General features: G+C 69.6%; 29 protein-coding genes and 2 riboswitches. Of the genes, 18 read left to right on the top strand and 11 right to left on the bottom strand.

Going from position 1 to position 26,772, the window contains the following annotated elements; genetic code table 11:
• Positions 1-38 precede the first annotated feature (38 nt).
• The gene (locus CRO50_RS01095; protein ID WP_097144026.1) at positions 39-686 is read right to left on the bottom strand and encodes a ChrR family anti-sigma-E factor; all 648 of its coding nucleotides are present in this window, start codon (positions 684-686) and stop codon (positions 39-41) included.
• A complete protein-coding gene (locus CRO50_RS01090) occupies positions 683-1,204 on the bottom strand; it encodes a sigma-70 family RNA polymerase sigma factor (RefSeq protein ID WP_097144669.1) in 522 nt (173 codons plus the stop codon). The genes CRO50_RS01095 and CRO50_RS01090 overlap by 4 nt, the downstream gene beginning before the upstream one ends.
• Positions 1,205-1,455: 251 nt before the next feature.
• Here CRO50_RS01090 and CRO50_RS01085 point away from each other — a divergent pair, with 251 nt between their 5' ends.
• The 4 genes from CRO50_RS01085 to CRO50_RS01070 all read left to right on the top strand — a co-directional run bounded on the left by CRO50_RS01085 (position 1,456) and on the right by CRO50_RS01070 (position 5,662).
• Positions 1,456-2,736, top strand: coding sequence for an NAD(P)/FAD-dependent oxidoreductase (locus tag CRO50_RS01085; RefSeq protein WP_097144025.1), 1,281 nt, complete (start codon positions 1,456-1,458; stop codon positions 2,734-2,736).
• On the top strand, positions 2,733-3,506 hold the full coding sequence (locus CRO50_RS01080) for a DUF1365 domain-containing protein (protein WP_097144024.1): 774 nt from the start codon (positions 2,733-2,735) through the stop codon (positions 3,504-3,506). Before CRO50_RS01085 ends, CRO50_RS01080 begins: the two co-directional genes overlap by 4 nt.
• A complete protein-coding gene (locus tag CRO50_RS01075) occupies positions 3,507-4,670 on the top strand; it encodes an SAM-dependent methyltransferase (RefSeq protein WP_097144023.1) in 1,164 nt (387 codons plus the stop codon).
• Positions 4,671-4,921: 251 nt separating this feature from the next.
• Positions 4,922-5,662 (top strand): SDR family NAD(P)-dependent oxidoreductase, encoded by a 741-nt coding sequence (locus CRO50_RS01070; RefSeq protein WP_097144022.1) that lies wholly within the window; start codon positions 4,922-4,924, stop codon positions 5,660-5,662.
• 1 nt (position 5,663) lies between these two features.
• On the opposite strand, the gene CRO50_RS19850 is transcribed toward CRO50_RS01070, so the two are convergent.
• The 3 genes from CRO50_RS19850 to cobO form a co-directional block, all read right to left on the bottom strand.
• Positions 5,664-6,671, bottom strand: a complete 1,008-nt coding sequence (locus CRO50_RS19850; RefSeq protein ID WP_143516831.1) for a cupin domain-containing protein — start codon at positions 6,669-6,671, stop codon at positions 5,664-5,666.
• A complete protein-coding gene (pdxA, locus tag CRO50_RS19845; protein ID WP_143516830.1) occupies positions 6,671-7,657 on the bottom strand; it encodes a 4-hydroxythreonine-4-phosphate dehydrogenase PdxA in 987 nt (328 codons plus the stop codon). The genes CRO50_RS19850 and pdxA overlap by 1 nt, the downstream gene beginning before the upstream one ends.
• Before the next feature lie 72 nt (positions 7,658-7,729).
• Positions 7,730-8,341 (bottom strand): cob(I)yrinic acid a,c-diamide adenosyltransferase, encoded by a 612-nt coding sequence (cobO, locus tag CRO50_RS01060; protein WP_097144021.1) that lies wholly within the window; start codon positions 8,339-8,341, stop codon positions 7,730-7,732.
• Positions 8,342-8,379: 38 nt separating this feature from the next.
• Positions 8,380-8,590: riboswitch (cobalamin riboswitch) on the top strand.
• 93 nt (positions 8,591-8,683) lie between these two features.
• Here cobO and CRO50_RS01055 point away from each other — a divergent pair.
• From CRO50_RS01055 to cobJ, 7 genes are read left to right on the top strand one after another with little or no spacing between them, the layout of a single operon-like run.
• Positions 8,684-9,103 carry a DUF1636 family protein gene (locus CRO50_RS01055; RefSeq protein ID WP_097144020.1) on the top strand — a complete coding sequence of 140 codons (420 nt, stop codon included), beginning with the start codon at positions 8,684-8,686 and terminating at the stop codon, positions 9,101-9,103.
• A gap of 15 nt (positions 9,104-9,118) precedes the next feature.
• Positions 9,119-10,174, top strand: coding sequence for a cobalamin biosynthesis protein CobW (gene cobW / locus CRO50_RS01050; RefSeq protein ID WP_097144019.1), 1,056 nt, complete (start codon positions 9,119-9,121; stop codon positions 10,172-10,174).
• A 3-nt stretch (positions 10,175-10,177) separates the two neighbouring features.
• Positions 10,178-13,468: a cobaltochelatase subunit CobN gene (gene cobN, locus CRO50_RS01045; protein ID WP_097144018.1), complete on the top strand. Its 3,291-nt coding sequence runs from the start codon at positions 10,178-10,180 to the stop codon at positions 13,466-13,468.
• Positions 13,465-14,583 (top strand): cobalamin biosynthesis protein CobG, encoded by a 1,119-nt coding sequence (locus CRO50_RS01040; protein ID WP_179747183.1) that lies wholly within the window; start codon positions 13,465-13,467, stop codon positions 14,581-14,583. The genes cobN and CRO50_RS01040 overlap by 4 nt, the downstream gene beginning before the upstream one ends.
• Before the next feature lie 4 nt (positions 14,584-14,587).
• A complete protein-coding gene (locus tag CRO50_RS01035) occupies positions 14,588-15,217 on the top strand; it encodes a precorrin-8X methylmutase (protein ID WP_097144017.1) in 630 nt (209 codons plus the stop codon).
• A complete protein-coding gene (locus CRO50_RS01030) occupies positions 15,214-15,942 on the top strand; it encodes a precorrin-2 C(20)-methyltransferase (protein ID WP_097144016.1) in 729 nt (242 codons plus the stop codon). The genes CRO50_RS01035 and CRO50_RS01030 overlap by 4 nt, the downstream gene beginning before the upstream one ends.
• Entirely contained in the window at positions 15,939-16,688 is a 750-nt protein-coding gene (gene cobJ, locus CRO50_RS01025; RefSeq protein ID WP_097144015.1) for a precorrin-3B C(17)-methyltransferase, read from the top strand. Before CRO50_RS01030 ends, cobJ begins: the two co-directional genes overlap by 4 nt.
• On the opposite strand, the gene CRO50_RS01020 is transcribed toward cobJ, so the two are convergent.
• A complete protein-coding gene (locus CRO50_RS01020; RefSeq protein ID WP_097144014.1) occupies positions 16,664-17,425 on the bottom strand; it encodes a cobalt-precorrin-6A reductase in 762 nt (253 codons plus the stop codon). The genes cobJ and CRO50_RS01020 overlap by 25 nt on opposite strands.
• On the opposite strand from CRO50_RS01020, the gene cbiE reads away from it, so the two are divergent.
• From cbiE to cobF, 6 genes are read left to right on the top strand one after another with little or no spacing between them, the layout of a single operon-like run.
• Positions 17,424-18,623 (top strand): precorrin-6y C5,15-methyltransferase (decarboxylating) subunit CbiE, encoded by a 1,200-nt coding sequence (cbiE, locus tag CRO50_RS01015; RefSeq protein WP_097144013.1) that lies wholly within the window; start codon positions 17,424-17,426, stop codon positions 18,621-18,623. The two genes, CRO50_RS01020 and cbiE, sit on opposite strands and share 2 nt — an antisense overlap.
• The gene (locus tag CRO50_RS01010) at positions 18,605-18,988 is read left to right on the top strand and encodes a cobalamin biosynthesis protein (RefSeq protein WP_332835701.1); all 384 of its coding nucleotides are present in this window, start codon (positions 18,605-18,607) and stop codon (positions 18,986-18,988) included. The genes cbiE and CRO50_RS01010 overlap by 19 nt, the downstream gene beginning before the upstream one ends.
• The gene (gene cobM / locus CRO50_RS01005) at positions 18,985-19,788 is read left to right on the top strand and encodes a precorrin-4 C(11)-methyltransferase (protein ID WP_097144011.1); all 804 of its coding nucleotides are present in this window, start codon (positions 18,985-18,987) and stop codon (positions 19,786-19,788) included. Before CRO50_RS01010 ends, cobM begins: the two co-directional genes overlap by 4 nt.
• Before the next feature lies 1 nt (position 19,789).
• Entirely contained in the window at positions 19,790-21,097 is a 1,308-nt protein-coding gene (locus tag CRO50_RS01000; RefSeq protein ID WP_097144010.1) for a cobyrinic acid a,c-diamide synthase CobB, read from the top strand.
• Positions 21,094-21,834 carry a uroporphyrinogen-III C-methyltransferase gene (gene cobA / locus CRO50_RS00995; protein WP_097144009.1) on the top strand — a complete coding sequence of 247 codons (741 nt, stop codon included), beginning with the start codon at positions 21,094-21,096 and terminating at the stop codon, positions 21,832-21,834. The genes CRO50_RS01000 and cobA overlap by 4 nt, the downstream gene beginning before the upstream one ends.
• On the top strand, positions 21,827-22,558 hold the full coding sequence (gene cobF / locus CRO50_RS00990; RefSeq protein ID WP_097144008.1) for a precorrin-6A synthase (deacetylating): 732 nt from the start codon (positions 21,827-21,829) through the stop codon (positions 22,556-22,558). Before cobA ends, cobF begins: the two co-directional genes overlap by 8 nt.
• Here the strand turns inward: cobF and CRO50_RS00985 are convergent.
• From CRO50_RS00985 to CRO50_RS00965, 5 genes are read right to left on the bottom strand one after another with little or no spacing between them, the layout of a single operon-like run.
• Positions 22,555-23,202, bottom strand: coding sequence for an energy-coupling factor ABC transporter ATP-binding protein (locus CRO50_RS00985; protein WP_097144007.1), 648 nt, complete (start codon positions 23,200-23,202; stop codon positions 22,555-22,557). The two genes, cobF and CRO50_RS00985, sit on opposite strands and share 4 nt — an antisense overlap.
• A complete protein-coding gene (cbiQ, locus tag CRO50_RS00980) occupies positions 23,193-23,981 on the bottom strand; it encodes a cobalt ECF transporter T component CbiQ (protein ID WP_097144006.1) in 789 nt (262 codons plus the stop codon). The genes CRO50_RS00985 and cbiQ overlap by 10 nt, the downstream gene beginning before the upstream one ends.
• A 5-nt stretch (positions 23,982-23,986) precedes the next feature.
• On the bottom strand, positions 23,987-24,574 hold the full coding sequence (locus CRO50_RS00975) for a cobalt ABC transporter permease (protein WP_097144005.1): 588 nt from the start codon (positions 24,572-24,574) through the stop codon (positions 23,987-23,989).
• Positions 24,571-25,188 carry a cobalt transporter CbiM gene (gene cbiM / locus CRO50_RS00970; protein ID WP_097144004.1) on the bottom strand — a complete coding sequence of 206 codons (618 nt, stop codon included), beginning with the start codon at positions 25,186-25,188 and terminating at the stop codon, positions 24,571-24,573. The genes CRO50_RS00975 and cbiM overlap by 4 nt, the downstream gene beginning before the upstream one ends.
• Positions 25,189-25,202: 14 nt before the next feature.
• Positions 25,203-25,988, bottom strand: a complete 786-nt coding sequence (locus CRO50_RS00965) for a DUF4198 domain-containing protein (protein WP_097144003.1) — start codon at positions 25,986-25,988, stop codon at positions 25,203-25,205.
• A 144-nt stretch (positions 25,989-26,132) separates the two neighbouring features.
• Positions 26,133-26,307: riboswitch (cobalamin riboswitch) on the bottom strand.
• 150 nt (positions 26,308-26,457) lie between these two features.
• Between CRO50_RS00965 and CRO50_RS00960 the strand changes: the two genes are divergently transcribed.
• Positions 26,458-26,727 carry a DksA/TraR family C4-type zinc finger protein gene (locus tag CRO50_RS00960; protein ID WP_097144002.1) on the top strand — a complete coding sequence of 90 codons (270 nt, stop codon included), beginning with the start codon at positions 26,458-26,460 and terminating at the stop codon, positions 26,725-26,727.
• The last annotated feature ends 45 nt before the right edge of the window (positions 26,728-26,772 follow it).

The following is a 26,772-nucleotide window of genomic DNA, read 5'->3' as shown; positions in this document are numbered from 1 at the left end:
GGACGGCCCTCGCAGGTTTCTGCCGATGGCACGCGGCCTCAGATCCTGAGGAAGGGCTGCGCCAGGCGCGGCAGCAGCGACAGGAAGCGCAGGCGCGCATCGGTGGCGGCAAGGCAGATGCAATCCATGCCCTCGTCGGCAATCGGCGTATGTTCCAGGCTTTCGTCCGCGACCTCGACATCGCCGGGGCCGAAGCGTCCGGTCTCGTCGTGGAAGGCGCCCTGAAGCACCATGGTCAGCTCGGTCCCGTGGTGGCCGTGGTCGGGCACTGCCATGCCGCCGGGAATGTACAGCAGCCGGACAGAGCTCTTGCCGTCCTCGACCAGGATCTGCTGCTTCACGCCACCACCGGCGGCGCGCCAGCGGGGCGGGGCATGTTTCAGCGCCTCGGCCACGGGGCCGGGGTAGATGCCGAAACGCTTGGGCGCGCCCCGAGAGGCGGCATGGGGGGCCGGGGCCTCGTCCAGCATCGCCAGGGTGCGCTCCAGCAGCGAGCCGTCGACCGCTTCGCCCGGTGCCTCTTCCATGAGCGCGCCGCCGAGGGTCTCGTGGGTCTCAAGCGCAGCCCGGCAGGCGTCGCACATCGAGACATGAGCGGCGACGACCATCTCGAAGGTCGCGGGTAGACGGCCCGCCGCATAGGCGGCCAGCATCTCGTCGGGGATATGATGTGCGATCTGGGTCATTCCGAGCGCAAATCCTTCAGTTCATGGCGCAACCGCTCCAGTCCAAGGCGGATGCGCGACTTGATTGTGCCAAGGGGCAGGCCGGTCTGTTCCCGGATCTCCCCATGGGTGAGGTCGCCCAGGTAGGCGCGGGTGATCACCTCGCGCTGCTCGGGCTTCAGTTTCGCCAGGGCCTGCCGCAGCTTGCCGCTTTCCTCGGCCAGCGCCATCAGCGCGCCGGGGTCGGCTTCGGGCGGGGTCTCTGTCTCGACCTCTTCCGGCAGCGGGCGTCCCGCCTTGCGGGCGATATCCACCTGCCGGTTCCGCGCGATGCGGTAGATCCAGCCAGAGACCTGGGCACGGGCGGGGTCGAATTGCGCCGCCTTGTGCCAGACCGCCAGCATGACATCCTGCACCACGTCCTCGGCCGCAGCCGATCCCATGCCCGACCGCATCAGAACGCCTTTCACCCGCGGTGCGTAGAAGGCAAAGAGACGGGCAAAGGCCTGCCGGTCCCTCTGATCGCGCACCGCCAGCATCCAGCTGGTCTGCTCCGTCAGTTCCTGATCCTGTTCCGCGCTCACCTGTTTCCACCCTCTTTGCCGACCGGAGACACGCAGGGAAGTGCGGACCGGTTTCAGCCGTTCGAGTGTTGCAGGCATGGCGTCTGTGTTCAACATGCCCTGAGTACGGGGCAACTCCCGGAACGGATCAGAAAAAACTGCGCTAAGTTGTGAACCATACGGGCATACGGACCGTACCTACTGTGACCCCAGGAAACGGAGCCACCATGTCCTTTGACGCCCTCTCTCATCGCCCGCAGCGGATCGCCGTCATCGGTGCCGGCATTTCGGGCATGGCCGCCGCCTGGCGGCTGGCGCCTCAGCACCAGGTGACCCTGATCGAAGCGGCGCCCCGGCTGGGCGGCCATGCGCGCACCGTGCTGGCGGGCAGGAACGGCGATCAGCCCGTGGATACCGGCTTCATCGTCTTCAACTACGCCAATTACCCCCACCTCACCTCGATGTTCCGCGACCTCGACGTGCCGGTCGAGCGGTCGGACATGTCCTTCGGGGCGACCATCGACGGTGGGCGCGTGGAATACGGTCTGCAGACCCTCGCCGCGCTCACCGGCCAGCGGCGCAACCTGCTGCGCCCCGGCTTCGGCGCCATGGTCCGCGACATCCTGCGCTTCAACGCCGGCGCCGAGGCCGCCTCGGAGGACCCGAACTTGACCATGGGCGAGCTGATGGAGCAGATGCGCCTGGGTCGCTGGTTCCGCGAATTCTACCTGAAGCCCATCTGTGGCGCGATCTGGTCCACGCCGCCCGGCGGGATCGAGGCCTTCCCGGCCCGCGCCCTCGTCCGTTTCTTCCGCAACCACGCGCTGCTGTCGGCCACGGGCCAGCACCAGTGGTGGACGGTGAAGGGCGGCTCGATCGAATATGTCCGCCGGCTGGAAGCCTCGATGCGGGCGCGGGGCGTGACGATCCGCACCGGCAGCCCGGTGGGCAGCGTGTTGCGCGATGGCCCGACCCCCGAGGTCGTCATGGCGGATGGCGAGCGCCAGAGCTTCGACCAGGTGATCTTCGCCTGCCATTCGGACGAGGCGCTGGCGCTGCTGGCTCGCCCGACGGCGGAAGAGCAGGGCGCGCTTTCGGCAGTGCGTTACCAGGACAACGAGATGGTGCTGCACCGGGATGAAGGGCAGATGCCGCGTCGCCGCGCCTGCTGGTCCTCCTGGGTCTACAAGGCCGAGACGCGCCAGCCGCAGGAGGCCATCGGCGTCACCTACTGGATGAACAAGCTGCAGAACATTCCCGAGAACGACCCGCTCTTCGTCTCGCTGAACCCGGTGGTGCCGGTGCGCGAAGAGACGATCTACGACCAGAAGACCTTCCGCCACCCGGTCTTCGACGGGCCCGCGCTCGAGGCGCAGGGCCGGATCGCGCAGATCCAGGGGCAGAATGGCACCTGGTTCGCCGGTGCCTGGCTGCGCCATGGCTTCCACGAGGACGGTTTCGCCAGCGCCGTGCGGGTCACCCGCGCGCTGGACCCGCAGCCGGTATGACCGCCCCCGCCCGCGCCTTCCGACCGGACCATATCCGCGGCACCACGGTGCATGCCCGTGGCGGCACCATCCGGCACAGCTTCGGCTATGGGGTGGACTACGTGCTGCTTGATCTCGACAGTCCCGAGCGCCCGCGCCTGCTGGCGCGCAACCGCGCGGGGCTGGCCACGATCCACGACCACCAGCACGGCGGCCCGGTGGGCAAGGGAGAGGGGGCCGCCTGGGCCCGCCGCGCCCTGGCCCGGCAGGGCCTCGCACCCGAGCGCTACGACCGCCTGCTGTTGCTCACGCAGCCGGGCTTCTTCGGCGCCCGCTTCAACCCGGTCTCGTTCTGGCTGGCCTACCGGGGCGAAGAGCTGCGGGCGGTGATCGCCGAGGTCACCAATACCTTCGGTGACCGCCACTCCTACCTCTGTGCCCACCCGGACTTCGCCCCGATCCGCCCCGAGGACCGGCTGGACGCCGCCAAGGTCTTTCACGTTTCCCCCTTCCGCGAAATCGACGGAGCCTATAGCTTCAATTTCCATATCGCAGAGGAGCGGATCGCCATCCGCATCCGGCACGTGCAGACGGGGGGGGAGGCCTTGTATGCGACGCTGACCGGCCCGCGCAGGCCGTTGACCAACCGCCGCCTTCTCGGCGCCGCGCTCAGACGCCCCTTCGGCGGTGTCCGGGTGCTGGCGCTGATCTACTGGCAGGCCCTGCGCCTGCGTCTGAAAGGCGCCCGATATCACATCCGCCCCGCCCCGCCCCCTGAGGAGATCAGCTGAATGCCCATGCTTACCAACCGCGTGAAACGCGACTTCCTTGAAAGCTGTGAAGCCATTGCCGAGGGCCAGCTGACCGTGATCACCCCCGAGGGCGAGCGGCATCACTTCGGCACCTCCGGCATCGCCGCCGAGTTCCGCATCAACGACTGGTCTGCCGTGACCTCGGCCCTGGCGCGTGGCGACGTGGGGCTGGGCGAGGCCTATGTCGCCGGGCTCTGGGACACCGACAGCATCGAGCTGCTGACCCGCGTGGCGCTGCTGAACCTCGACCAGTTCGGCCGCTATGCCTACGCCGGCCCGCTGCAGGCGCTGAAGTTCCGCGCCGTGGACCGGCTGCTGCGCGCCAATTCCCGCCGGGGGGCCTCGAAGAACATCCAGGCGCATTACGACGTGGGCAACGAGTTCTTCCAGCTCTGGCTGGACCCGTCGATGACCTATTCCTCGGCCCTCTTCGCGCCCGGTGACGACGACCTGGAGCGCGCCCAGTACCGCAAGTACGACCGCATCCTGGGCCGGGTCGAGGGCGAGAACCTGCTGGAGATCGGCTGTGGCTGGGGCGGCTTCGCCGAACGTGCCGCCGATGACGGGCGCCATGTGACCGGGCTGACGATTTCCCCCAGCCAGAAGGGCTACGCGGATGCGCGGCTGGATGGCCGGGCCGAGATCCAGCTGCGCGACTACCGCGACAGCGCCGGGCGCTACGACGGCATCGTCTCGATCGAGATGATCGAAGCCGTGGGAGAGCGCTACTGGCCGCAGTTCTTCGGCACGCTGAAGGACCGGCTGGCCGAGGGGGGCCGCGCTGTGGTCCAGGCGATCACCGTCTCCGACAGCTATTTCCCCACCTACCGGCAGGGCTCCGACTTCATTCGCCAGCACGCTTTCCCCGGTGGCATGCTGCTCTCTGAAGGGCAGATCCGCGATGTCGCCGCCCGCGCCGGGCTGAAGCTGCAGAACAGCTTCGCCTTCGGTCCCGACTATGCCCGCACCTGCCGCACCTGGCTGGCCCGGATGGAGGCCGAAAGCGCCCGCATCTCGAAGCTGGGCTACGGCGAGGATTTCCTGCGCAGCTGGCGCTACTACCTGGGCATCTGCGCCGCCGCCTTCGAGGTTGGTCAGACCAATGTCCTGCAGGTCGAGCTGGCCCATGCCGAGCGTGGCTGAAAGGCCGTAGAACGGCCCCGGTAGCCCAGGGGTGAGCCCCGAAAATGTCGCGCCATAGCGTCACTTGGCGGTTCTGCGCCTGTCGCGGATCGCCCATGCGCAGGAAGGCGCCTATGGCGGGTCCGGCCGCGGGGAAAGCGCGGGCCTTTCATGGTTTCGGGTGAGACTGTCCTAGGTGACGTGTTGTCGTGTCCCGAGAGCGTCGCTCGGGGTGTTGTTCATGAGGTTCCTGTTTCGAGGAGGTTAAACCGATGTCGCCACGTACCCTTGAGGGAAAGACCTATTGGCTTGTCGGTGCCAGCGAGGGGCTGGGCCGCGAACTAGCGCGCGAGCTGCACCGGATGGGCGTTCACCTGATCCTGTCGGCGCGCAACGAAGAGCGCCTGCAAGAGCTCGCCTCGGAGCTCGAGGGTGCGAAGGTGCTGCCGATGGATGTGACCGACACCGAGTCGGTGCGCGCCGCCATGGCCGAGGCAGGCCATGCCGACGGGATGATCTACTCGGTCGGGCTCTACGAGCCGATGCGGGCCCAGGAGTGGGACCCCGAGATGGTCGAGCGCGTGGCGGATGCCAATTTCATGGGGGCGCTTCGGGTGCTGGGCCGGCTGATGCCGGGCTGGGTCGAGCGGCGCTCGGGGCATATCGTGCTGATCGGTTCGCTGGCCGCGTTCAAGGGGCTTCCGGGGTCGATCGGCTACGGCGCCAGCAAGGCCGCGCTGCGCCACCTGGCCGAGGACATGTACCTAGATCTGCAGGGCACCGGCATCGACGTGCAGGTGGCCAACCCCGGTTTCATCCGCACCCGGCTGGCCGAGAAGAACAGCTTCACCATGACCCAGCTGATGGAGCCCGCCGAGGCCGCCCGTCGTGTCATGACCTTGATCCGCAACCCCGAGCCGCGCCAGATCAGCTTCCCGCGTCCCTTCTCGCTGGTGTTCACGGTGCTGGGGCGCTGGCTGCCCTTCCGGCTTTACGCCAAGCTGGTGTCCTGAGCTATCGCCCGGCCTCTGCGCCGGGCGCCATCAGCAGCACGTCGCAGGGACCGTCCAGCGCCACCGGGCAATGTTCGACCCCATGCGGCACGACGATGAATTCGCCCTCTTCGACCAACTCGTCCCGGTCGCGGAAGCGCATCAGCAGCCGCCCGCGATGGACGAAGAACATCTCGTCCTCTTCGCGGCGGAAGTGCCAGCGCTGCGCGCCCTCGATCCGGGTCAGGCGCACCTGCATCTCGTTCACTTGCCCGGCCAGCAGATCCACCGCACCGGGGTTGCGCCCGAAGGCCTCGTCCAGGTTGGTCTTGGTGACCGGCGAGAGATGATCGTTCAGCCGTGCGACCTCTTCGATGATGGTCGAGAGCTGGCCCTCCAGATCTGGTGCCGCGCCGGGATAGCGCCCGTCCAGCGCCGCCGTGCCGATGGTGAACCCCGCAGCGCCCGAGCCCTTCACCGCCGCGATCCGGTCCGGCGTGTCGATGGAGCCCGCCATGATCACCGGCTTGTCGGTCACCGCGCAGACCGCCTGCATCAGCGCGGGTACGTCGCAGCGCGCCCGGTAGGCCAGCAGGTCCAGCCCGTGCACGCCCTCGCGCGCCGCCAGCAGGCGGGCGCTTTCGGCGATCTCTTCCACGCTGCCTTCCAGCACGCTGGGGTGACCCACGATCTGGCCGGGGAAGGGGCAGTAGTTCAGCCCGCTGCCCGCGATCACCGGCAGCACGTCCTCGACCCGCGTGCCGCCCAGCAGGACGTCGACGCCGATCTCGACCGCCGCACGGGCCGAGGCGATCTCGCTCTCGCGGTCCAGAGAGACGACCTCGAGATAGGAGGTCGCGCCGCCCTCGCGGATGGTGCGGTTCAGCGCCTTCAGGTCCTCGATCGGCAGGCCGATATCCTTGAAACCGATGTGGCGCAGGCCAAGGCGCAGGGCGACTTGCAGATGCGCGGCGGCGTCTTCGACCGTGCGGTCGTTGCGGGTCAGCATGAAGATGAAGCGCAGGCCCATCAGGAGGTCCCCCGTGCCGCTGCGAGGCGCGCGGCGTAATCCATGGCGGTCACAAGGCTCTCCGGGTCGGCGATGCCCCGGCCCGCGATGTCGAAGGCGGTGCCGTGGTCGGGCGAGGTGCGCACGAAGGGCAGGCCGAGGGTGATGTTCACCCCCTTCTCCAGCCCGAGGTATTTCACCGGGATCAGCCCCTGGTCGTGGTATTGCGCCACCACCACGTCGAAGGCGCCCTTGCGGGCCTGCATGAAGACCGTGTCGCCGGGCCATGGCCCCGAGGCGTCGATGCCCTCGGCGCGGGCGGCTTCGATGGCGGGGCGGATGATGGTGATCTCCTCATCGCCGAATAGCCCGCCCTCGCCCGCATGGGGGTTGAGACCCGCCACGGCGACGCGTGGCTTGGCGATGCCAAGCGCCTGGCCGCCCTCGTGCGCCAGCCGGATCGCGGCCATCTGGGCGCCGAAGTCGGCGGCCTCGATGGCATGGCGCAGGGACATGTGGATGGTCACCAGCACGGTGCGGATATCGTCATTGGCCAGCATCATGGCGACGCGGGCGGCTCCGCCGTGATCGGCCAGCATCTCGGTATGGCCGGGATAGCCGATTCCGGCACGGGAAAGCGCCTCCTTGTGAATGGGAGCGGTGACGATACCGGCGATCCGGCCCGCCTTGGCGGCCTCGATCGCGGCGAGGATGGAGTCGTAGGCCGCCTGGCCGGAGGCGGCGCTGATCTCTCCCACCGGGGGCAGGGCGGCCATCGGCGCGGCGTCGATCACCTCGAGCGTTCCGGTGGCCAGCTCCGCCTCGTCGGGGGTGGCGATGACGCGCAGCGCAAGCGCCGGCGCGTAGCGCGCCACGGCATCCTGCATCACCCGCGCCGAGCCATAGACCACCGCCCGCGCCCCGGCGGCGATGCATTTCACCGTGATTTCCGGGCCGATCCCCGAGGCATCGCCCATGGTGATCGCAAGGGGGCTCTTCTGGGTCATCGGGGTCTCCTGTCGTCGGTCAGGCGCAGTATGCGCCCATGGCAGAAGATGAAAAGCGCGAAAGCGCGGGTGTCAGAACTCCACCCCCTGCTGGGCCTTCACCCCGTCGCGGAACGGGTGTTTCAGCAGCGTCATCTCGGTCGCCAGGTCGGCGATTTCCAGCAGCTCCGGCTTGGCGTTGCGGCCCGTGAGGCAGACATGGGTCATCTCGGGCTTCTCATGCAGCAGGAAGTCCACCACCGTGTCGATATCCAGGTAATCGTTGCGCAGGGCGATGTTGATCTCGTCCAGCAGCACGAAGCGGATCTTGGGGTCGAGGATCAGCGCCTTGGCCTTCTCCCATCCCGCTTCGGCGGCGGCGATGTCGCGGGCCCGGTCCTGGGTTTCCCAGGTGAATCCCTCGCCCGAGACGACGAAGGTGCAGAGATCCGAGAAGTGGCTTTCCAGCAGCTTGCGCTCGCCGCTCATCCGGCCGCCCTTGATGAACTGCACCACGGCGCAGGGCATCTCATGGGCGACGCAGCGCAGGATCATCCCGAACCCGGACGAGGACTTGCCCTTGCCGGTGCCGGTATGGACGATGACCAGCCCGCGTTCCTCGGTCCGCTCGGCCATCATGCGGTCGCGTGCGGCCTTGATGCGTTTCATCTTCTCGGTGTGGCGGGTCTCGATGTCGCTGGTCACCTCGGGGTCCTCCGTCTTGACAAATCGGGGCTGAGGGGCGCATCTGGCCCAAAGCTGGTGCCCGTGTAAACGGGTGAAAAGGGAATGCGACAACCCGGCAGGGTCAAGCGCAGCCGCCCCCGCGACCGTGACCGGAGAGGTCCCCGATGCCACTGGCCCTGCGCCGGGAAGGCGGGGCACCGCAGGTCGGGCCAAGAAGGCCCGTCCCAATCCGCAAGCCGGGAGACCTGCCAGCGATCGAGACTCAACCGGACGGGGTGTGCCGGTGTCGGGTCGATGTTCCGGGCCCGGAACATCTTCCTGCCACTGCATGCGACGCCGAAGCGGCGAAAGGCAAGACGCATGGGGCAGAGACCTCTGGAGACGACCGAAAGCGAGCTGCTGGTCTGCATCAAGTGCCGGGGCGTTGCCGCCCATGGTGACGAGGACCCGCGCCGTCCGGGACGTCAGCTTTACGACCAGCTGGTGGAACAGGACCTGCCCGAGGGCACCCGGCTGCGCGCCGTGGAATGCCTGCAGAACTGCGACTACGGCAATACCGTCGCCCTGCGCGGCCCCGGTCGCTGGACCTATGTCTACGGCAACCTGGATGCGGGCCAGCATGCCAATGTGCTGCTCGAGGGGCTGGCGCTTTACCACGGCACCGAGGATGGGCTGATTCCCTGGCGCCAGCGGCCCGAACATTTCAAGCGCAACTGCGTGGCGCGCGTACCCCCGGTGCTCTTCACCGAGCCGCGCCTTGATCCCGAAAACGACAGCTGAGAGGTGGCAGAGGCCATGACCGATATTGCGAAACTTCCCGTCACCATCATCACCGGCTTCCTTGGCTCGGGGAAGACCACGCTGATTTCCCAGCTGATGCAGAACCCGCAGGGCAAGCGCCTTGCGGTGGTGGTCAACGAATTCGGCGACGTCGGCGTCGACGGCGAGATCCTGAAGGGCTGCGCCATCCCCGATTGCCCGGCCGAGAACATCATGGAGCTGGCCAACGGCTGCATCTGCTGCACCGTGGCCGATGACTTCATCCCCACCATCGAGGCCCTGATGGCGCTGGAACCGCGCCCCGATCACATCCTGATCGAGACCTCGGGCCTGGCGCTGCCGAAACCCCTGCTGAAGGCTTTCGACTGGCCCGATATCCGCTCGAAGATCACCGTTGATGGCGTGATCGCGCTGGCCGATGCCGAGGCCGTCGCGGCGGGCCGCTTTGCCCCCAATGTCGCCGCCGTGGATGCGCAGCGCGCCGCCGATGACAGCATCGACCACGAGACGCCCCTCTCGGAGGTCTTCGAGGACCAGATCTCCTGCGCTGACATCGTGCTGCTGACCAAGCCCGACCTCGCCGGCCCCGAGGGCGTGGCGAAGGCGAAAGAGATCATCGCCGCCGAGGCCCCCCGCCCGCTGCCCGTGGTCGAAGTGCCCGAGGGCCGTGTCGATCCCCGCGTGATCCTGGGGCTTGGCGCCGCTGCCGAAGACGACATGGACGCCCGTCCCAGCCACCACGACGGCGTGCCCGAGCATGACCACGATGACTTCGAGCAGATCGTCGTGCCGCTGCCCGAGGTCGAGGACCCCGCCCAGCTGGTCGCCCGGATCGAGGAACTGGCCAAGAGCCAGAACATCCTGCGCGTGAAGGGCTACGCAGCCGTCGCGGGCAAGCCCATGCGTCTGCTGGTGCAGGCCGTCGGTGCCCGCGTGCGTCACCAGTACGACCGCCCGTGGAAACCCAACGAACCGCGCCTCGGCCAGCTGGTCGTGATCGCAGAGCATGACGATATCGACACCACGGCCATCACCTCGGTGCTGGTGCCCGAAGGCTCTCCGGCGCTCTGACCGATGCATGTGGTCTTCCGCGAAAGTCACGGGCTGGAGGAAACCGACACGCCCACCGATCTCGGCCAGGACGCGGCCGAGCTGGTGGTGCTGTCCTATTCCGACAGTGACCTTGGCGCTTTCGCGGCAGGCTGGCACCGGGCGCGCGACGCGGGGGCCGGGCTGCCCTCGTTGCGGCTGGCCAACCTCTCGGCGCTGCGCCATCCGCTTTCGGTCGATACCTACCTGGAACAGACGCTGGAAGGCGCCTCGGGCATCCTGATCCGGCTGATCGGCGGCACCTCCTACTGGGCCTATGGCCTCAGCCAGGTGCAGGAGCTGGCGCGGCGCAAGGGCCTCGCGCTGGCCGTGCTGCCCGCCGATGGCCGCCCCGATCCGGCGCTCGACGAGGTCTCGACCCTGCCGGTCTCGACCCTGCGCCGCCTGTCGCATTTCTGCGAAGAGGGCGGGGCGGTGGCGGCCCAGGCGGCGCTGGCGCAGATGGCGCTGGCGGCGGGCCATTACGCCGGCCCCGTGCCCGGCCTCAAGGAGCTGCCCCAGGTCGGCGCCTGGACGCCCGAGACCGGCGTGCTGCCGCTCGACCGCGCAGCCGAGGCCCTGCCCGCTGACGCTCCCCGCATCCTGATCACCTTCTACCGTGCCTATCTCGCGGCCGCAGACCTGGCCCCGGTCGAAGCGCTTTTCTCGGCCTTCCGCGCAAAGGGCTACGCCTGCCTCGGCCTCTTCGCGCCCTCGCTGAAGGCCCCCGTCGCGGCGGATCCGCTGCGGCAGGCCGTGGCCGCCCTGTCCCCCGCTGCCGTGGTCAACCTGACCGCCTTCTCGGGACGCGGTGCCGAGACCTCTCCGCTGGATGCGGGCGAGGTGCCGGTTTTCCAGGCGGCGCTGGCGACCTCCACCCGCAAGGCCTGGGTCGAGGCGGAACGAGGCCTTTCGCCCGCGGATCTCGCCATGCATGTCGTCCTGCCCGAGGTCGACGGGCGGCTGACCGGCGGCGTGGTCTCGTTCAAGGAGCCGGGCGCGCGCGACCCGGACCTGCAATTCGCCCGCATGGTGCACAGGCCCGAGGCCGAGCGCGTCGCGGCGCTGGTGGCGCGTGTCGATGGCTGGCTGCGGCTGGCGCGGATGCAAGCGGCAGAGCGGCGCGTCACGTTGGTGCTCTCGACCTATCCCGGCAAGGACTGGCAGATGGGCCATGCGGTCGGCCTCGACGCGCCCGAGTCGGCACGGGCGATCCTGCAGGACCTCTTCGCGGCGGGCCATGCCGTCAGCGACCCCGGCGCGGACCTGCCCGAGCGCCTTCTGGCCGCCCGCGAAAGCTGGCCACTGGCCGATTACCGCGCCGCGCTGAAGCGCCTGCCAGAGAGACTGCAACAGGACCTCGCCGAGGCCTGGGGCGCGCCCGAGGATGACCCGGCCTTTGCCGAGGGGGCCTTCCATTTCACCGCGCTGCCCTGCGGCACCGCCCTGCTGGCGCTGCAACCGGAACGCGGTGAAGTCGCCCTGCGCGACGACGATTACCACGACCTCGCCCGTGTCCCGCGCCATGGCTACGTGGCCTTCTACCTCTGGCTTCAGGCACGGACGGACGCGCTGGTGCATATCGGCGCCCATGGCACGCTGGAATGGCTGCCGGGCAAATCCGTGGCCCTGTCCGACGGCTGCTGGCCCGAGGCGCTGACCGGCGCGCTGCCGGTGATCTATCCCTTCATCGTCAACGACCCCGGCGAGGCCGCTCAGGCCAAGCGGCGCATCGGCGCGCTGACCCTTGGCCATATCCCCCCGCCCCTGCGCGAAAGCGGCACCCATCAGCGGCTGGCCCGGCTGGAATCGCTTCTGGACGAGTTCTCCAATGCCGACGGCCTGGACCCCAAGCGCCGCGCCCGGTTGCAGGAGGATATCCGCGACGAGGCCCGCGCCCTGGGCGTCGAGGACGACCTGGGCCTCGATGCCGCCACCAGCGCCGCCGAGGCGCTGACCCGCATCGACCGTTTCGTCTGCGACGTGAAGGAAAGCCAGTTCGGCGACGGTCTGCACATCTGGGGCCGGGACAGCGGCGCGCAGATGTCCTTCGACATCACGGGCGCCGTGGCGGGTGAACGCGCCGCGCTGCCCGCGGCGTTGAACGGCCAGAGGATCGACGGCGGGCCCTCGGGCTCTCCCTACCGGGGCCGGACCGAGGTGCTGCCCACGGGCCGCAACCTCTTCACCACCGACCCCCGCTCGGTCCCCAGCCGGGCCGCCTATGCGCAGGGCGTCAAGCTGGCCGAGGAACTGGTACGCCGCCACCTGCAGGACCACGGCGATTACCCGCGCGGGCTGGTCGTCGATCTCTGGGGCTCTGCCACCATGCGCACCGCCGGCGAGGAATTCGCCATGGCGCTGCATCTCTTGGGCGTGCGTCCCGTCTGGGACAAGGGCAGCGAACGGGTTTCCGGCATCGAGGTGCTGCCCATTGCCGAGCTCGAGCGCCCGCGCCTCGACGTGACCCTGCGGGTCTCGGGCCTGTTCCGCGATGTCTTCCCGACGCTCTCGACCCTCTTCGGGCAGGCCGTGCAGGCGCTGGCCGGGCGCGATGAGGCCGCCGACTGGAACCCCTACGCCGCGACCGCCCCCGGCGCCCGTGTCTATGGCCCCGCGCCGGGTCAGTTCGGGTTGGGCATGGGGGCTGCGCTGGAGGATTACTCAGACGAGGGGCGCCGTGCGGCGGGCGAGGCCTGGCTGGCGGCAAGTTCCTGGGCGCTGGACGGGGCGGAACCGGCGCGGGATGCCGAGGGGCTGCGCGCCCGCGTCGCCCATGCCGATGCCTTCCTGCACCTGCAGGACCTGCCCGAGACCGACCTGCTGCTGGCCGCCGATTATGCCGCCCATGAGGCCGGTTTCGCCGCCGCCCAGAAGATCACGGGCGGCGAGGCGGCGCTCTACCATCTCGACAACACCGACCCCACGCGCCCCCGTGCCCGCGCCCTGGGAGAGGAAATCGCCCGCGTTGTCCTGGCCCGCGCCGCCAACCCCGACTGGATCGCGGGCATGCAGCGCCATGGCTTCCGGGGCGGGGCCGAGATCGCGGCGACGCTGGATCACATGGCCGCCTTCGCGCATCTGGCGGGCGCGGTCTCTCCGCATCTCTTCGATGCCTATTACGACGCGACACTGGGCGATGATCAGGTGACCGAGTTCCTGTCCCAGGCCAACCCCCGCGCGCTTGAGGCCATGCAGGACCGCTTCCGCGCGTTGCTGGACGCCGGTCTCTGGGAGACCCGCCGCAACTCGCTGCGGCAGGAGCTGGGCGCATGAGTGGCCCGGTCGTCAAAGGCTGGTGCCCCGGTGCCTACCGCCCGATGATGTCGGGCGACGGGCTGGTGGTGCGGGTGCGCCCGCGTCTGGCGCGGTTCACCGGCGCGCAGGTGCTGGGCCTCTGCGCGCTGGCGCAGCGCCATGGCAGCGGGGTGCTGGACCTGACCAATCGCGCCAATATACAGATCCGGGGCGTTGCCGAGGCCGACCACGAGCCGCTGTTGCAAGAGCTTGCCGCGCTCTCGCTTCTCGACGTTGATCCGGGTGTGGAGAGCCGCCGCAATATCCTCGTCCAGCCCTTCTGGCAGGCCGGGGACCTGACCGAGCGCCTGACACTTGGCCTGCTCGACCTGCTGCCCGATCTGCCCGCGCTGCCCGCCAAGGTGGGCTTCGCCGTGGACACCGGCCCCGCGCCGCTGCTGTCCGAGGCCTCCGCCGACTTCCGGCTCGAACGTTCCGCCTCTGGCCTGATCCTGCGCGCCGATGGCAGTGCCCTCGGACGGCCCGTGACCGAAGCCGAAGCCCTGCCGGCGCTCGCCGAAATGGCCCGCTGGTTCGACGCCCGCCGCAGCCCGGACCATCGCCGCATGGCGCAGGTGCTGGAAAACCACGCCCTGCCAGAGGGCTGGGCTGTCGAGCCGCCACTGGCCGCCGCCCAGACCCCGCAGCCCGGAACGCATCCCACGGGCGCCCTGCTTGGCGCCGCCTTCGGGCAGATCGACGCCGCCGAGCTCTCGGATCTCATCACCGACGACACCGCCCTGCGTGTCACGCCCTGGCGGCTCTTTCTGCTGGAGGGGGCAGAGCTTCCGACCGCAGGCAGCCTGATCACCACCCCCGGCGATCCGCTGCTGCACGTCGATGCCTGCCCCGGTGCGCCGCTCTGCCCGCAGGCCACCGTGGAAACCCGCGAACTGGCCCGTGCGCTGGCAGGAACCCGAACGGGCAGCCTGCATGTCTCGGGCTGTGCCAAGGGCTGCGCCCGTGCGCGCCCGGCCGAAACCACCCTCGTCGGCCGCGAGGGGACCTTTGACCTTGTGCCGGGCGGCAAGGCCAGCGATCTTCCCCGCCAGACCGGGCTGACCCCCGCCACTCTACTTTCCGGAGCCTTCTGACCTGATGACCTACGTTTACGAAACAGATGGCGCGGCGATCTACGCCGAATCCTTCGCCACCATCCGCGCCGAGGCCGAACTGGCCCGCTTCAACGCGGACGAGGAACAGGTGGCGGTGCGGATGATCCATGCCGCCGGTCTGGTCGGGCTGGAACGCGATATCCGCTTCTCTGACGGCTTCGTCGCGGCCGCACGGACGGCGCTGGAGGCCGGTGCGCCGATCCTCTGCGATGCGCGCATGGTCTCCGAGGGGATCACCCGCTTCCGCCTTCCGGCTGAGAACGAGGTCGTCTGCACCCTGCATGATGCCTCCGTGCCTGCGCTGGCGAAGGAGATGTCCAACACCCGCTCCGCCGCCGCGCTGGAACTGTGGCGGCCGAAGCTGGCCGGTGCCGTGGTGGCCATCGGCAATGCGCCGACCGCGCTCTTCCACCTGCTGAACATGCTGGAAGACCCCGACTGCCCGCGCCCCGCCGCGATCATCGGCTGCCCCGTGGGCTTTGTCGGCGCTGCCGAAAGCAAGGCCGCGCTCTGGGAGGACCAGCCGGTGCCCTGCTGCGTCGTGCAGGGCCGCCTCGGCGGTTCCGCCATCACCGTTGCCGCCGTCAACGCCATCGCGAGCCGCAAGGAATGAGCGCCGGGACCATCTACGGCCTGGGCCTTGGCCCCGGCGATCCCGACCTGATGACCGTGCGCGCGGACCGCCTGCTGCGCGGCGCGAAACACGTGGCTTTCTTCCGCAAGGCGGGCCGCAAGGGGCAGGCGCGCCAGATCGTCAACGGCATGATCCCCGAGGGCGCGACAGAGCACCCGATGGAATACCCGGTGACGACCGAGATCCCCTTCACCGATCCCGCCTACAACCGCATGCTGGCCGAATTCTACGAGGACAGCACCGCGCATCTGCGCGACATCGCGGCGGCGGGCGAGGACGTGGTGGTGCTCTGCGAGGGTGACCCGTTCTTCTACGGCTCCTTCATGCATCTCTACATGCGCCTCGTGGACCAGGTGCCGGTCGAGGTCGTGCCCGCGATCACCGGCATGTCGGCGGCCTGGACGGCGACCGGCTCGCCGATCACCTGGGGCGACGACGTGCTGACGGTGCTGATGGGAACCCTTGGCGAAGAGGACCTGGCCAGCCGCATGGCGATGACCGACGCCATCGTGGTGATGAAGATCGGCCGCAACATCGACAAGGTGCGCCGGGCGCTGCGGACCGCGGGCCGTTACGAGCAGGCCTGGCTGATCGAGTTCGCCGCCATGCCCAACCAGCGCGTCCAGCGCCTGGCCGAGGCGGAAGATGCCGTGACGCCCTATTTCTCGATCATCGTGGTGCATGGACAGGGGCGGCGGCCATGACGGGCTGGCTTGCCATCGCTGGTCTGGGACCGGGGGCCGACAACCTCGTCACGCCCGAAGTGTCGGACGTGCTGGCCGAGGCCACCGATATCGTCGGCTATATCCCCTACGTCGCCCGCGTCGCCGAACGCCCCGGTCTGACGCTGCACGCCTCTGACAACCGGGTCGAGGTCGACCGCGCCACGCATGCGCTGCAGATGGCCGCCGAAGGCAAACGCGTCGTCGTGGTCTCCTCCGGCGATCCCGGCGTCTTTGCCATGGCCGCCGCCGTCTTCGAGGCGATGGAGGCCGATCCCGAGGCCTGGGCCGATCTGGACATCCGCGTCCTGCCCGGCATCACCGCCATGCTGGCCGCCTCGGCCCGTGCCGGGGCTCCCCTGGGCCACGATTTCTGCGCCATCAACCTTTCCGACAACCTCAAGCCCTGGCAGCTGATCGAAAAGCGCCTGCGCCTGGCGGCCGAGGCTGATTTCGCCATGGCCTTCTACAACCCGCGCTCCAAGTCCCGCCCCGAGGGCTTCGCGCGGACCCTGGAGGTTTTGCAGGAGGCCTGCGGCAACGACCGTCCGGTGATCTTCGCCCGCGCGGTCTCGACGCCCGAGGAGGAGCTGCGCGTGGTCCCGCTGAGCCAGTGCCGGCCCGAGATGGCGGACATGCGCACCATGGTCCTCGTCGGTTCGTCCCGCACCCGGATCATTCGCCGCGCGGCGGGCGATATCGTCTATACGCCGAGGTCGGTGACGTGACCCAGCCAGCGCAGCACCTCTTCCGGGCTATGGGCTTCGGCGCGTTCGGGCAGGGCGGGGCGGTCGATCATCACGACCGGCACCCCCAGCCTGCGCGCCGCCCGCAGCTTGGCGACAGAGGCGCTGCCACCGGCGTTCTTCGACACCACCAGTTGCGTGCCATGGCGCTGCATCAGCGCCAGGTCGGCCTCTTCGGTGAAGGGGCCCCGGTCGATCACCGCCTCGGCCTTCGGCAGGGGCAGGGCGCCTTCGGGCGGATCGACGAGGCGCAGAAGGTAATCATGCTGGGGCTGGGCCGCGAATTCGGCCAGGTGCATGCGGCCGACGGCCAGGAAGACACGGGCCGCGGGACGGTCCAGAGCGTCCACCGCGCCAGCCATGTCGGGCACGAGCAGCCAGTCGTCGCCAGCCTCCGCCACCCAGGGCGCACGGGTCAGCGCCAACAGCGGCGTGCCGGTCTCAAGGCAGGCGGCATGGGCATTGCGGCTCATCTGCGCGGCGAAGGGATGGGTGCCGTCCACAACATGGGTGATGCCCTCGGCGCGGATGTAGGCCGCCAGCCCCTCGGCCCCGCCGAAGCCCCCCATGCGCATGGGCAGCGACTGGGGCGCGGGCCGCGCGACGCGACCGGCCAGCGACAGGACCCCGCCGATGCCCGCGGCATCCATCAGCCGCGTCAGCGCGCGGGCCTCGGTGGTGCCGCCGAGAACAAGCACCTTGGCAGGGGAGGACGGCATGTCTGACACTCCGTGGCTGACGATTGTCGGGTTGGGCGAGGATGGCGCGCAGGGCCTTTCTGCGGCAAGCCTTGCCGCCCTGCAAGAGGCCGAGGTGGTGATGGGCCCGCCCCGACACCTCTCGCTGCTGCCCGATCTGGGTGCCGAGCAACTCCCCTGGCCCGTCCCATTCGCCGACGGCATCCCGCAGCTGCTGGCCCTGCGTGGCCGCCGCGTGGTGGTGCTGGCCTCGGGCGATCCCTTCTGGTTCGGGGCCGGTTCCGTGCTGGCGCGCCACCTCGATCCGGGTGAATGGCGCGCGCTGCCCGGTGTCTCTTGTTTCGCGCTGGCCGCCGCCCGGATGGGCTGGCCGCTGGAAAAGACGCTCTGCATCGGGCTGCATGCCGCGCCGCTGGCCCGCCTGCGCCCGCATCTCGCCCCCGGCCTGCGTGCCGTGGTCCTGCTGCGCGATGGCGCGGCGGTGGCGGATCTGGGGGCCTATCTGGCGGACACCGGCTTTGGCGCCAGCCGCGTGACGGTCTGCGAAGCCCTTGGCGGCCCTCGGGAAGCCCTGACCCACAGCCGCGCCGATACGCTGGAGGGGCAGAGCTTTGCCGCCCCCGTCTGTGTCGCCCTTGAGGTTTCCGGAGAGGGTGCCGTGCTGCCGCTGGCCTCGGGCCGTTCCGACAGTTGGTTCGCCAATGACGGCCAGATCACCCGCCGCCCCGTGCGCGCTCTGACCCTTTCCGCCCTTGCGCCGAGGCCCGGAGAGCACCTTTGGGATATCGGCGGGGGCTCTGGCTCCATCGCGCTGGAATGGCTGATGGCGCATCCCTCGCTGACGGCCACCAGCTTCGAGGCGCGCGAGGACCGCGCCGCGCGTATCCGCGAGAATGCCGCGACCCTCGGGCTGGATCGCCTCAGCGTCCTGACCGGCCGCGCGCCCGAGGTGCTGGAGGGCCAGCCCCTGCCGCAGGCGGTCTTCATCGGCGGCGGCCTGTCACCCGAACTGCTGGGGAAGCTGGAGGCCACGCTGCCTGCAGGCACCCGCCTTGTCGCCAATGCGGTGACGCTGGAAAGCGAAGCCCTGCTGGCGCAGAGCCGCGCCCGCTTGGGCGGCGATCTGCTGCGTATCGAACTGGCCGAGGCCGAGGCGCTTGGCTCTCGTCAGGGATGGGCACCGGGCCGTCCCATCGTGCAATGGAGCGTCACCCTGTGATCGTCGCGGGTTTCGGATATCGCGGCACGACAACGCCCGAGGCGCTGACCGAAGCCCTGCGCCTTGCTGCCGGTACGCGCCCCGTCGATGCCATAGCCACCCCTGCCGACAAGGCCGAAACACCGGCCTTTCAGAGCTTCGCCAGAGCCCTCTCTCTGCCCCTGCGCCGCGTCCCGGCGCAGGCGCTGGAAGCCGCTGAAACCCTGACCCAATCGTCGATATCCCTGTCCGCGCGCGGCACCGGCAGCGTGGCCGAGGCCTCTGCCCTGGCCAGCCTCGCCCCCGGCGCGCGCCTCCTGGCCCCCCGCGTGATATCGACCGACCGCAGCGCCACCTGTGCGCTGGCCGAAGGAGACCCCCTATGACCGTCCATTTCGTCGGAGCAGGCCCCGGTGCCCCCGATCTGCTGACCCTGCGCGGCCGCGATATCATCGCTTCCTGCCCGGTCTGCCTCTATGCCGGGTCGCTGGTGCCCGAGGCGATCCTGGGCCATTGCCCCGAAGGCGCAAAGATCATCAACACCGCGCCGATGAACCTCGAGCAGATCATGGACGAGATCCGCAAGGCTCATGCCGCCGGTCACGACGTGGCGCGGCTGCATTCCGGCGACCTGTCGGTCTGGTCGGCCATGGGCGAGCAGATGCGCCGGCTGCGCGAGCTGGGCATCCCGGTCTCGGTCACGCCCGGCGTGCCGGCCTTTGCCGCCGCCGCTGCCGCCCTTGGTGCCGAGCTGACCCTGCCGGGTGTGGCGCAATCGCTGGTGCTGACCCGGACGCCGGGCCGGGCCTCGTCGATGCCCGAGGGCGAGAGCCTGAGCAATTTCGCCGCCACCGGCGCGACGCTGGCCATTCACCTGTCGATCCAGAACATCGCGCAGGTGGTGGCCGACCTGACCCCGGCCTATGGCGCCGAGTGCCCCGTGGCCGTCGTCTTCCGCGCCAGCTGGCCGGATGAGCGGATCATTCGCGGCACGCTCGCCGATATCGAAAGCCAGCTCGACGCGGGCATCACCCGCACCGCGCTGATCCTCGTGGGGCCTGCGCTGGCCGCTGAGGGGTTCAGCGAAAGCTGTCTCTACGCGGTGGATTACGACCGTCGCTACCGGCCCCAGAGTGCCACATCGCAATGGGCCGGCTGGACCCCGGAAGACGAGGTGAAAAGCTGACATGAAAGGCGTTCTGGTATCGGCCCCCTCTTCGGGGACAGGCAAGACCACGGTGATGCTGGGGCTCCTGCGGGCGCTCACCGAGGATGGTCTGACCGTGCAGCCCTACAAGTCGGGCCCCGACTACATTGACCCGGCGTTCCACCGGGCGGCCTCCGGGCGGGCCTCGTTCAACCTCGATACATGGTCGATGGGGGACGGGCTGCTCAGCGCAATCTCGGCCCAGGCGGCGGGGGCGGATATCTGCGTCGCGGAAGGGTCGATGGGGCTCTACGACGGGGTCGCCACGCGCGGGCTGTCGGGCTTCGGCAGCAGCGCCGAGACGGCGCAGCGCATGGGCTGGCCGGTGGTGCTGGTGCTGGACGTGGGCGGGCAGGCGCAATCGGCCGCCGCCACGGCGCTCGGTTTCCGCAATTATGCGCCGGATCTGCCCTTCGCGGGCGTGATCCTGAACCGCGTCGCCTCGCCCCGGCACGAGCGCCTGACCCGGCTGGGGATGGAGCGCGCCGGTCTGCCGGTGCTGGGCTGCCTGCCCCGGCGCGGAGATCTGACCCTGCCGGAACGCCACCTTGGCCTGATCCAGGCGGTGGAACACCCCGATCTGGAGGCCGCCATCGCAGGCTATGCCGCCTTCCTGCGCGAACATGTCGACCTCGACGCGATCCGTGCCGCCGCCGCTGGCCATGCGCTGCCCGAGGCCCGCGCGCTGCCGAAGCCCCCGGCACAGCGCATCGCGCTGGCGCAGGACGCCGCCTTCTCCTTCACCTATCCGCACCTGCTGGAAGGCTGGCGTGCCGCGGGGGCCGAGATCCTGCCCTTCTCGCCGCTCGCCGACGAGGCCCCCGATGCCTCGGCCGATCTGGTCTGGCTGCCGGGCGGCTACCCCGAGCTTCACGCGGGCAAGCTGGCTGCCGCCGAAACCTTCCGCAAGGGGCTGCTTGCGCACGCCGAGACCCGCCCCGTGCATGGCGAATGCGGCGGCTACATGGCCCTTGGCGAAGCGCTGATCGACAAGCAGGGCGAGCGCCACCGGATGGCGGGCCTGCTGGGCCTCGTCACCAGCTACGAGAAGCGGAAGTTCCACCTGGGCTACCGCCGCGCCACGCTGCAGGCGCCGATGCCCGGTGCCCAGCCGGGGCAGGCGCTCAGGGGGCATGAATTCCACTATTCGACCATCCTCGAACAGCCCGACGCGCCGCTGGCGCAGGTGGCCGATGCCGACGGCAACGCGGTGCCCGAGACCGGGTCCCTGCGCGGCCATGTCACCGGCACCTTCTTCCACCTGATCTCGGCGGAGGGCGCGGCATGAGCGGGTTCGTCAGCTTCGTCGGCTCCGGTCCCGGCGATCCCGAGCTTCTGACCCTGAAGGCCGTCGACCGGCTGCAAAAGGCCGATGCGGTGCTCTTCGATGACCTGTCCTCGGGGCCGATCCTGTCCCATGCCCGCGCCGGAGCGGATCTCGTGGGCGTCGGCAAGCGCGCCGGGCGACCCTCGCCGCGGCAGCATCACGTCAGCCGCTTGCTGGTCGACTACGCCCGCACCGGCCAGCACGTGGTGCGGCTGAAGTCGGGCGACTCAGGGTTGTTCGGGCGGCTCGAGGAAGAGCTGGTGGCCCTGCAGGAGGCCGGCATCCCCTACGAGATCATCCCCGGCGTGCCCTCGGCCATCGCGGCGGCGGCGGCCTGTGGTATCCCCCTGACCCGGCGGCTGACCGCGCGGCGGGTGCAGTTCGTCACCGGCCACGATGCCTCGGGCGCGCTGCCCGAGGATATCGACCTGGCGGCGCTGGCCGATGCGGGGGCCTCGACCGTGGTCTTCATGGGCAAGCGCACCTTCCCCAAGCTGGCCGCGACGCTCTTTGCCCATGGGCTGCCGGAGCAGACCCCGGCGATCCTGGCCGAGGCGGTCTCGACCCCAGATCAGAAGCTGCACCGCACCACGGTGGCAGGGCTGGTCGAGCGGCTGAGCGGCGAGCCGGGCAACCAGCCGGCGTTGATCCTCTACGGGCCGCTGGCCGAGATGGGCGTGGGGTTCGAGGATGCGTGAGCTCTGGCTTGTGGGTATCGGCACGGGCAATCCGGGCCACGTCACGCTGGAGGGCCAGCAGGCCCTGCGCGAGGCCGCCGTGGTGCTGATCCCCCGCAAGGGCACCGCGAAAGAGGACCTGGCCGAGTTGCGCCACGCCATCCTGCGCGCCGCCGGGGCCGAGGCCCGCGTGCTGCATTTCGACATGCCCGAGCGTGACCCCTCGCTGCCCTATGCCGCCCGGGTCGATGCCTGGCACGACGAGATCGCGCTTCGCTGGCAGCAGGCGCTGGAAGGCGCGCCCGAGGGGCCGGTGGCGTTGCTGGTCTGGGGCGATCCGGGGCTTTACGATTCCACCCTGCGCATCGCCGCGCGGCTGCCCGAAGCGCCGAAGCTGCGGGTGATCCCCGGCATCACGGCGCTGCAGGCGCTGACCTCTGCCCATGCGATCCCCTTCAACCAGATCAACGGTGCCGTGCAGGTGACCACCGGGCGACGGCTGCGTGACGAGGGCTGGCCCGAGGGGGTCGGCACGCTGTTCGTCATGCTGGATGGCGAATGCAGCTTCCAGAGCCTGCCGCCCGAGGGGCTGCATATCTGGTGGGGTGGCTTCCTTGGCATGCCCGAGCAGATCCTGGACCAGGGCCCGCTGGCAGAGGCCGCGCCGCGCATCGTGGCGGCGCGCGCCGAGGCGCGGGCGCGCCATGGCTGGATCATGGATACCTATCTGCTGCGGCGCGATTAACCCGCCAGCCGTCCCTCGCTCAGTTCTACCTTGGCCGGGGCCAGCGCCTCGCGGAAGACGGGGTCGTGGCTGACCAGCAGCATGGCCTGGGGCAGGGCCTGCAGGATCTCCAGCAGGCGGGCCTCGTTCTTCGGGTCCAGCGCATTGGTGGGCTCGTCGAGCAACAGCACCTCGGGTTCCATCGCCAGCACGGTGGCCAGGGTCACCAGCCGCTTCTCCCCGCCCGAGAGCTTGTGGGTGATCCGGTCGCGCAGGTGGCGCAGGTCTAGGTCCGAAAGCACCTTCTCGACGATCGAGAGCGCCTCGTCTCGGGATTTCCCGAGATTGAGCGGGCCGAAGGCCACGTCCTCGGCCACGGTGGGGCAGAAGAGCTGGTCATCGGGGTCCTGGAAGACCAGTCCGATGCGGCGGCGCACCTCGTGGAAGTCGGCCTCGGCGCGGCGCGACTGGCCGAAGATGGTGACCTCTCCGGCATCGGGGCGGGTGAGACCCAGGATGATGCGCAGCAGGGTCGACTTGCCGGCGCCATTGGGCCCGGTCAGCGACAGCCGCTGCCCCTCGTCGAGCGCGAAGGAGGCTCCGGCCAGCACCGGCGCCTGGCCGGGGTAGGCGAAGTGGATATCGGTCAGCTGGATCAGCGCCATGCGAGTTCGGCTCCGATCAGGGCGGCGCAGGCCAGCACCACGGCTGCGGCGAAGGCATGGTCGCGCGGGGTCAGGGCGAAGTCCTGCAAAAGCACGATCCGCCCCGAGAAGCCCCGGCATTTCATCGCGCCCAGGATGCGCTCGGATCGTTCGATGGCCCGCACCAGCATCATGCCGACCAGGTAGCCGAAGCTGCGGTAGGTGTGCCAGTTGGTGCCGGGGCGGAAGCCGCGCACCTTCATCGCGGCGCGCAGGCGCAAGTATTCCTCGCGCAGGACCTCGATGTAGCGGATGGTGAACATCATCAGGTGGACCAGGGTTTCCGGGCAGCGCAGCCCGTGCAGCGCATGGCCCAGGGTCACCGGCTCCTGGGTGCCGACAAGCACCATCAGCGCCAGGATGACCGCATTGGCGGTCAGGCCGATCTCGATGGCGCGGGCGACGCCCTGCCAGCTGGCCGAGAGGCCCCAGAGGCTGAAGATCGGATCGCCCGGCACGGTGAAGGGCAGCATGGCCAGCATGAAGAAGATGAAGCCGTCCATCATCGCCATGCGGCGCAGCGTGCGGCGCACCGGCAGCCGCGACAGCGCCAGCAGGCAGAGCGCGCAGCCAAGCGCCAGCGCCAGCGCCGGAAGGGTGGAGAGCGCGACCACGACCACGGCAAAGAGCACCGCCAGCACGATGCGCAGGCGCGGGTCGAGCAGGCCGATCAGACCGTGGTCCGGCAGGGCGCCGGGCTCGGCCAGGGTCTTTTCGCTATGGGTCAGGGCATGCGCCATCCCGTTCAGTCCTTCAGCCTGCGACGTGCAGCCAGGTAGAAGCCCAGCCCGAAGAGTCCGACGATATAGCCGATCCCGCCGAGGATGCTCTGCAAATCGTTCCGTTCCCGATAGGCCGCGATCTCGCGCCGCAGCGGACGCAGCTCATCGCGCAGCATTTGGGCAATCTCTGCCTGCTGCGCGGCGCTGAACCCGGCGGCGGAGGCCGGCGCGCCGGTCGGGCCCGTGTCGCCTGCCGGAGTCCCGTCGCCGGCGGGAGCGGCCGGGGTGGTGCCCAGGATGCGGGCGACCTCAGCCGCCTCCATGGTGACATTGGCCACATGGCCCGCGCCCAGGTCGGCGCGGAACCTGTGCGCCACGGGCTCGGTCGGGGTGAAAAGGAAGAAGCCGTCGTCATCGGTCAGCACCCGGCCCAGCAGGGCGCCATCGGGGCCGAAGACCTGGACCTCCTGGCCCACGGCCATGGCCCCGTTGGAAAAGCCGACCTCGCCTTCGATGGCAGAGCCCGAGGGGAAGACCGAGGCAATGACCTTGTGGGCCAGGGCAGGCAGGGGCAGCGCGCAGAGCGCGGCGATCATCAGGGCGCGGATCATGTGCGTATTCCCTTTGCGGCATCGAAGAGCTCGGGTTTGACCTTGCGCGCCAGCAGCACCGCGAAGCCGGTGAGCAGCGCCTCGATCACCATGATCGGCACATGGGCCACCAGGATCAGCTTGGCGGCGGTGAGGAACTCGTCCCCCGTCAGCGCCAGCGAGAGCGCGACCATCACCGTGGTCCCGGCGATGGCTGTCGCGCCCCCCAGCCCGGCCCAGAGCGCACCCTGCAAGGGGCTGCCCCGCGCCATCAGGCGGCCGAAGAGCAGCCAGGCCAGCACCGCGGGCAGCGCGATATTGAGCGTATTGACCCCCAGCACCGTCAGCCCGCCGAAGCCGAAGAAGACCGCCTGCAGCAGCAGGCCGACGAAGAGCGCCGGGAAGGCGGCCCAGCCGAGCATGAGCCCGGCCAGGCCGTTGAGGATCAGGTGGACCGACGAGGGGCCGATCGGCACATGGATCAGCGAGGCGACGAAGAAGCTGGCCGAGAGCACCCCGGCCACCGGGATGCGCTCCAGCTCGAGCGAGCGCAGGCCGCGGGCAATTCCCGCCACCGCGAACAGGGCGCCGCCGATCACCACCGGGTTGCTGAGTGCGCCATCGACGATATGCATCGGCCCGACCCCGCTCAGTCCAGGTCCCAGGCGCGGATCCAGATCACCGCATCCTGGCTGAGTTCCTTGCCCTCGTGCTCGGTCACGGGACCGGCGCCGAGCGCGGCGAAGCCCCAGTAGCCGGCGCGGGGCACGCCGAAGGTGAAGTAGCCGTTGTCGTCCGAGATGGCGACCAGCGCGCCGCCCGGCGGCGTGCCGACCAGCGGAGAGGTCGAGGCGGCGCTCTCCATGTCGGGTTCGGCGGCCATGTATTCGATCTCGATCTCGACGCCCGCGGCGGGCGCTCCCTCGCGCAGGACCTGGCCGGTGAAGCTGCTGCCGGCCAGCACGTTGTAGGGCTTCACCAGGGGCAGGATCTCGGTGGGCAGACCCACGGGCTCCATCCAGTCGGTGGGCAGCTGGTTGCGGTTCAGGAAGGCCTTGGTGAACTGCTGGATATAGAGATCCTCGGATTCCTCGTAGTAGGGCTGCGGCACCGTCACCAGCACGTAGTCGCCCGAGCGCTTGACCGGCACCGAGCCGAGGAAGGCGGCGCCTTCATTGGCGCTTCCGGTGAAGCTGACCGGCTCGAGCCGGTCCAGCAGGTCGGTGCGGGTGCCGTTGTGGATCATGTAGAACTCCTGCGGGAGCTCCAGGTCCATCACGTGGCCATTGTCGAAGGGGTGCCAGAAGATCAGCTTCACCGGCACATCGCCGGGACGCTCGATCATGGTCTGGGTGGTGTATTCCAGCAGGAAGTGCGCCTGCGCTGCCGCAGGCAGAAAGAGGGCGGCAGCCGCCGCGAGAAAACGGGTCTTCATGGGTTGGTCATCCCTGTCCTTAGCGCCTCACCCGGCGCAGTTGCGATGGACGGCGGGATGCAAGAGCAGATGTCGGACGCAGGGCCCGGGCACATGCTCTGACGTTCACCCCGACGCCCGATGGAGACGCCCCTCGGGGCGCCGGTCCGGCAGGTCTCCTGGCTTGCGGGTCTTCGCGTATCGGTCTGCCTTCCCGGATCTCTCCAGTGGCTTTCGTGACCACGCTCTCCGCTCACAGTTGCGGGGGCAGCTGCAGACTGGGCCGGTTGGCCGCACTGCATTCCCTTTTGCTTCCGGGGGGCAAACCCCGGAACCGGACGTGGCACCTGCTTGCCAGAGAAGAGGTCGCGGGGTCAATCGCTCAATTGCGCCGCGCGGGCCGGGCTCGGGCGGTGTCCCGCCGGGCCGCCGCTTTCCAGGGCGGGGGTGTCGCGCTAGGTTTCAGGGGACAACCGGCAGGAGAAGGGCCATGGCAGGCGGATGGGCGCGCGACGGCGCGGTGAGTGAGCAGATCGAAGCCTCGATCAATGACGAGCTGAAGAGGATGCAGGCCCGCAAGGCGCCGCAGGGCGAGAGCCTGACCCATTGCGCCGAATGCGAGGAGCCGATTCCCGAGAAGCGCCGCGTGGCGCTCCCCGGCGTGAAGCTGTGCATCGACTGCCAGATGGAGCGCGACGGCCAGCAAAAGCAACGCGGCGGCATCAACCGGCGCGGCTCGAAGGACAGCCAGCTGAAGTAGCGCGATGGCCGCAATGCCATTGCAGCGGAGCGCGCAAGAGACAGC

Source organism: Pseudooceanicola antarcticus (genome assembly GCF_900215355.1).
Lineage (GTDB): Bacteria > Pseudomonadota > Alphaproteobacteria > Rhodobacterales > Rhodobacteraceae > Pseudooceanicola > Pseudooceanicola antarcticus.
This window is presented reverse-complemented; position numbering and strand designations above follow the sequence as displayed.

Coding starts and splice junctions, on each gene's coding strand:
- CRO50_RS01095 (WP_097144026.1), bottom strand. CDS start 686: ATGACCCAGATCGCACATCATATCCCCGACGAGATGCTGGCCGCCTAT.
- CRO50_RS01090 (WP_097144669.1), bottom strand. CDS start 1,204: ATGCTGGCGGTGCGCGATCAGAGGGACCGGCAGGCCTTTGCCCGTCTC.
- CRO50_RS01085 (WP_097144025.1), top strand. CDS start 1,456: ATGTCCTTTGACGCCCTCTCTCATCGCCCGCAGCGGATCGCCGTCATC.
- CRO50_RS01080 (WP_097144024.1), top strand. CDS start 2,733: ATGACCGCCCCCGCCCGCGCCTTCCGACCGGACCATATCCGCGGCACC.
- CRO50_RS01075 (WP_097144023.1), top strand. CDS start 3,507: ATGCCCATGCTTACCAACCGCGTGAAACGCGACTTCCTTGAAAGCTGT.
- CRO50_RS01070 (WP_097144022.1), top strand. CDS start 4,922: ATGTCGCCACGTACCCTTGAGGGAAAGACCTATTGGCTTGTCGGTGCC.
- CRO50_RS19850 (WP_143516831.1), bottom strand. CDS start 6,671: ATGGGCCTGCGCTTCATCTTCATGCTGACCCGCAACGACCGCACGGTC.
- pdxA (WP_143516830.1), bottom strand. CDS start 7,657: ATGACCCAGAAGAGCCCCCTTGCGATCACCATGGGCGATGCCTCGGGG.
- CRO50_RS01055 (WP_097144020.1), top strand. CDS start 8,684: ATGGGGCAGAGACCTCTGGAGACGACCGAAAGCGAGCTGCTGGTCTGC.
- cobW (WP_097144019.1), top strand. CDS start 9,119: ATGACCGATATTGCGAAACTTCCCGTCACCATCATCACCGGCTTCCTT.
- cobN (WP_097144018.1), top strand. CDS start 10,178: ATGCATGTGGTCTTCCGCGAAAGTCACGGGCTGGAGGAAACCGACACG.
- CRO50_RS01040 (WP_179747183.1), top strand. CDS start 13,465: ATGAGTGGCCCGGTCGTCAAAGGCTGGTGCCCCGGTGCCTACCGCCCG.
- CRO50_RS01035 (WP_097144017.1), top strand. CDS start 14,588: ATGACCTACGTTTACGAAACAGATGGCGCGGCGATCTACGCCGAATCC.
- CRO50_RS01030 (WP_097144016.1), top strand. CDS start 15,214: ATGAGCGCCGGGACCATCTACGGCCTGGGCCTTGGCCCCGGCGATCCC.
- cobJ (WP_097144015.1), top strand. CDS start 15,939: ATGACGGGCTGGCTTGCCATCGCTGGTCTGGGACCGGGGGCCGACAAC.
- cbiE (WP_097144013.1), top strand. CDS start 17,424: ATGTCTGACACTCCGTGGCTGACGATTGTCGGGTTGGGCGAGGATGGC.
- CRO50_RS01020 (WP_097144014.1), bottom strand. CDS start 17,425: ATGCCGTCCTCCCCTGCCAAGGTGCTTGTTCTCGGCGGCACCACCGAG.
- CRO50_RS01010 (WP_332835701.1), top strand. CDS start 18,605: ATGGAGCGTCACCCTGTGATCGTCGCGGGTTTCGGATATCGCGGCACG.
- cobM (WP_097144011.1), top strand. CDS start 18,985: ATGACCGTCCATTTCGTCGGAGCAGGCCCCGGTGCCCCCGATCTGCTG.
- CRO50_RS01000 (WP_097144010.1), top strand. CDS start 19,790: ATGAAAGGCGTTCTGGTATCGGCCCCCTCTTCGGGGACAGGCAAGACC.
- cobA (WP_097144009.1), top strand. CDS start 21,094: ATGAGCGGGTTCGTCAGCTTCGTCGGCTCCGGTCCCGGCGATCCCGAG.
- cobF (WP_097144008.1), top strand. CDS start 21,827: ATGCGTGAGCTCTGGCTTGTGGGTATCGGCACGGGCAATCCGGGCCAC.
- CRO50_RS00985 (WP_097144007.1), bottom strand. CDS start 23,202: ATGGCGCTGATCCAGCTGACCGATATCCACTTCGCCTACCCCGGCCAG.
- cbiQ (WP_097144006.1), bottom strand. CDS start 23,981: ATGGCGCATGCCCTGACCCATAGCGAAAAGACCCTGGCCGAGCCCGGC.
- CRO50_RS00975 (WP_097144005.1), bottom strand. CDS start 24,574: ATGATCCGCGCCCTGATGATCGCCGCGCTCTGCGCGCTGCCCCTGCCT.
- cbiM (WP_097144004.1), bottom strand. CDS start 25,188: ATGCATATCGTCGATGGCGCACTCAGCAACCCGGTGGTGATCGGCGGC.
- CRO50_RS00965 (WP_097144003.1), bottom strand. CDS start 25,988: ATGAAGACCCGTTTTCTCGCGGCGGCTGCCGCCCTCTTTCTGCCTGCG.
- CRO50_RS00960 (WP_097144002.1), top strand. CDS start 26,458: ATGGCAGGCGGATGGGCGCGCGACGGCGCGGTGAGTGAGCAGATCGAA.